This window comes from Delftia acidovorans NBRC 14950, from assembly GCF_001598795.1.
Taxonomy (GTDB): domain Bacteria; phylum Pseudomonadota; class Gammaproteobacteria; order Burkholderiales; family Burkholderiaceae_C; genus Comamonas; species Comamonas acidovorans.
The window spans coordinates 1-4,740 of the sequence record NZ_BCZP01000060.1 but is presented as its reverse complement, the minus strand read 5'-3'; the positions used below and the strand labels follow the sequence as shown (position 1 = coordinate 4,740).

Here is a 4,740-nt window from a genome sequence, read left to right as displayed (position 1 = left end):
CGCCTGCTGCAGACCATTGATGGCAATGGCGGCAGCACCAGTTATGCCTATGACGGCTTGGGCCGGCTGCTGACGGTGACGGACGCCAAGGGGCAGGTCACGACGACCACCTATGACGACATGGGCCGGCGCATCGTGGTGCTGTCGGCCAATGGGCTGCAGGAGGTGCGCAGCTATGACAGCGCCGGGCGCCTGATCAGCAATCTTCGCCAGGACACGGCCTCGGCCTCTGCATCGAGCACGACCGCCTTCACTTATGACGCCACGGGACGGCTGGTTTCGACCCAGGACGCCACAGGCGTGCGGCAATGGAACGTCTATGACGATGCCGGTCGCAAGGTCGCCGAGGTAGACGGCACGGGTGCAGCAACTGAGTACCGCTACAACGCGAGCGGCCAGTTGGTCCAGACCATTGCCTACGCCAAGGCCCTTCTCTCCACTGCCAACGCTCCCACACTGCAAGCCATACAGGCCCTGGCGGAGGCCGGTGACCGCAAGAGCTGGCGCATCTATGACGATGCCCAGCGCCTGGTCTGGCAGATCGGCCCTCAGGGCGAGGGCACGCGCACGGACTATGACGGGGCATCGCGTATCGTCGCCGTGACCCAGCTTGCGACACCCATGCCCATCGACAGTCTGGGCGACGGCTCCCTGCTCGTGGCCCGGGGCACGGGCATCGCAAGGATCGGCAGCGGCAGCTCCGGCCAGTTGGCGCTGCAGGCCATTCCCGCCAAGGCACTGCTCGGCGAACCCGTGCGCATCGTGGCCACAGGTGTAGGCCTGGGTAATGGCAGCATCCTCTTCAGGAGCGGCGCCACCATTCTGGGTACGGTGCGTGCTGTCAACGGTGCTGCCGAAATCACCTTGTCCAGCCTGCCGGTGGGCACGCAGGAAATATCAGCCACCTACCTCTCGGAGACCGGCCAGGGCCAGATCAGCACAGAGCCTCTGTCCGTCCTAATCCAGCAACGCTCAGAGACCGCACTGCGGAGCCCATCCGCCGTGGTCAGCGTCCCCGGGAAGATCACGCTGAACGCCCAGGTCAGCGGTAACCAGCCCCAGGGCACCGTGGCCTTCTTCCGCGGCGACACCTTGCTGGGGGTAGCCGCCGTCGCGGCCGGCATAGCCATGCTGGACTTCGATGCCAGCACCACCCAGCTACAAACGGGAGTCAACGAGATCAGTGCCCGCTACTCCGGGGATGCGACGCACCTGGCAAGCACTGCGCTGAGCACGTTGCAGGTGGTGCACAGCACGACCTCCGCACCAGTCGACAAGAGCTTGCCGACGTTCAACGGACTGAGTGTGAGCCCCGGCTTCGCCTTTCTGCGCCAAAGCTCCATGTTGCAGCCCACTCAGGTCAGCTTCAGCGTTGCAGTCCAAGCCAGCGCCCCAGCAGGCGCCGTCACTTTTTCGGTGGGTGATACGGTCGTTGGCTATGCTCCCGTCATCAATGGCGTGGCCAAACTGCGCACGGCACTTCCGCTGCTGCCCAGCGGAACGTACAGCGTTACCGCCTCGTACACAGGTGATGCCTCCTACCAAGCCGCAAGTGTCACGGCGGACGCTTCCCTCACAGTCAACCGTCAGGAGCCACAGCCCACGGCTTTCAACGGCATGCGCCAAGCCTACGGCTCGCAGACAGCGCTTGTAGTGCAACTCATCGGTCCCACCATGCCTACGGGCCAGGTCGACTTCTACAGAAACGGGCAGCTCATTGGCAATGCGGCCCTGGATTCCTATGGCTACGCCAGACTAGACCTGTCTGCCTTGCTGGCCAGCGGTGGCAGCCACAGCATCACGGCCCACTATGCCGGTGATGGAAACAACACGGCCATCGTTTCGTCTGCCTTTACCGTCAATACGCTGGCTGCAGCACAGGACATTCAGGTCTCGGTCTCCACCGACAACCTGACCCAGGGTGACCCCATCCATCTGAATGCCCAGGTGGGCCTCGACACCTCGGAAGGGTATGTGACCTTCTACGCCGACGGTCAGGTCCTGGGCGTCGCTGCAGTTTCCGCAGGCATCGCACGACTGTCCAGCGCCGGACTGCGCAATACGGGCAACATACAGATCACGGCAAGCTACACGGGCAACGCCACGCAGACTTCCTCCGTGCGCAGCAGCAGCGTTCTGGTCAACGTTGCCGCAACCCAGCGGCCCATGCCCCCCGTTGTGCAGGGAAGCCCTACCAGTACCCAGTTGACTGCATCGGGCAGCCTGCTAGGTACGGAAAACATCCAGCTGACTGCGATAGTTGGCAGTACCGAGGGCACCGCAACCGGCACGGTCAGCTTCTACGACGGCAGCGTTCTCGTCGGCACTGCCCTCGTGGTCAATGGTAAGGCCAAGCTGACGCTGTCCTCCACAGGCCGGCCAGGCTACGGAACCAGCGGCAGCACGGCCCTGTACACCCCGGCTGCTGGCATGCGCACCTTCCGGGCCATCTACTCTGGCGACGCTAGCCACGCGACAAGCGAAACCTCGACAGCGAAGGGCTTGGAAAAGGGCTTTCTACCAGATGGCGAACTCGCGATCGTGCGCCGCCGAAGCGGCTACGAGCTGACCTTCACCAGCTTCCACACCGACGGACCCGTCACGTTCTACAGCGACGGTGTGGCCGTGGGGACGGCAGCCATAGTGAATGGCAAGGCCCAGTTGCTACGCGTCCCGCTGTCCGAGGGCAACCATGAGATCACGGTCGAATACCCTGGCAATACGTTGTATCGAGCGGGCCTCATCGGCCAGACCGCCAAGAATTTTGTCGGCGTGGAGGTTTCGGCACCAGCCATCACTCCGGCAGGTGCAGCTACTGCGCTACAGGTGACGCTGGTCGGCGTGTCTAGCAGCGCCACGGGAACAGTTTCCCTCTTCGACGGCGGCCGACTGGTTGGCAGCGCCCAGGTGGTCCAAGGCAATGCAACGCTGACCCTGCCGGCGAACCTACTTTCAGCGGGCGCGCACCAACTCGGCATCACCTACTCCGGCGACGTCAATAACATGAGCGGCAACGGCTCGGTGCGCCTGGAAATCGCGGCAGCCCCCGTTGATCCGCGCCAGCCTTCACAGCTCACGCTGGTGGGAGATCAGGCTGCCGGCTATGGCGACCCCATTACAGTGCAGGTCTCAGACTCAGGTGCCGCTGGCAAAGTGTCCGTTTTCTCAGGCACCACGCTGCTGGGCGAGTATCTGGTCGCCGATGGCAAGGCACAGGTGCCTGCCAGCATCCTGCCGCCCGGCAACCAGTCCATACGCTTCATCTACTCCGGCGACGCGACCCGCCATGCCAGCGAGGTCAGCGCGCAGTTCACAAGGCCCCGCTCAAATACAGCGGTCCAGACTGTGCTCGGCCTGCGCACCGAAGGCAACCTACTGCACCTGCAAGCCAGCGTGCCTGCCGGGGGAACCGGCACATTCCGGTTCATGCGCAATGGCGTACTGCTGCAGACGGTGGCAACGGTCAATGGGATGGCCAGCCTGCAATTGGACAGCGCCCAGCTCGCCGACGGCGATTTCTGGGTGGAATACAGCGATCCCTCCGCCAGCCTGGCCGGCGCTTCACGCCACGTGGCATGGTCCGCTTTGAGCTCTTCGGCCGCCGTGCTGACGACCTCCGCCAACGACCGCATCACGCGGCAGTTCCACAGCGCAGATGGCCTTGTTTTGGCTACGCTGGATGCCGAAGGCTACCTCGTGGCCCTCAATTACGACGCCGCCGGTCGCCTGGTCAGCACCACCCGCTTTGCCACCGCCACCGATGCGGCCAAGCGCGCCACAGGCACGCTGGCCGAGCTGATACCCGCCTCCAACGCCCAGGACATCATCGAGCGCCGCATGTACGACGGCCAGGGCCGCCTGGCCGGCACGGTGGATGGCGCCGGTTACCTCACCACCTTCGGCTACGACGCGGCCGGCCAGCTCACCAGCCAGACCCGCTACGCCACGGCCTTGAAGGCGGCCGTGCTGTCCACACTCACCAGCACCACGGCCGTGGCAGGCATCCGCCCGGCCACCAACGCCCAGGACCGCAGCACCGTCCTCGAATACGACAAGCTGGGCCAGCTCACGGCCGAGACCGACTGGCAGGGCACGCGCACCGAGCACAGCTACGACGCCGCCGGCAACCGCACGGCCAGCACCGTGGCCGCTGGCACCTCCGAGGCGCGCACGCGCCAGGTGCGCTACGACGCGCTGGGCAGGATCACGGCCGAGCTCAGTGCCGAGGGTGCACGCCAGTTGGCTGCAGCCCAGACCCCCGCCCAGGTCGAGGCCGTCTGGAGCAGCTACGCCAGCCGCCATACCTACGATGCAGCCGGCCGGCGCACCAGCACCACCGATGCCAACGGCCTGCGCACCCTGTTCTTCTACAACGCCGAGAATCAGCTCACGCACACCATCAACGCGCTGGGCGAAGTGGCCGAGACGCGCTACAACGCGCTGGGCCAGGTGAGCGCACAGGTGCGCTACGGCACGCGCATCAACCCGGGCTCGCTGACGGGATCGCTGGCAGGCGGCCTGGTCAACAGCACACTGCAGTCGCTGCTGCAGGCGGCCACCAATGCCGCCAAGGACCAGACCACCCAGTACACCTACAACACCAACGGCACCCTGGCCAGCGAGCGCGATGCGCTGGGCTTCACGCGCAACTACGTCTACAACACCTTCCGCGAAGAGACGCAGCGCACCGAAGCCACGGGCACGGGCACCACCAGCACCCTCATCCAGACCACCTACGAC

At 65.1% G+C, this 4,740-nt stretch carries 1 protein-coding gene; it reads left to right on the top strand.

Annotated elements, in window-relative coordinates; translation table 11 throughout:
* The coding region (locus DA1_RS29180) for an Ig-like domain repeat protein (RefSeq protein ID WP_062794201.1) at positions 1-4,740 on the top strand (4,740 nt) is incomplete at both ends.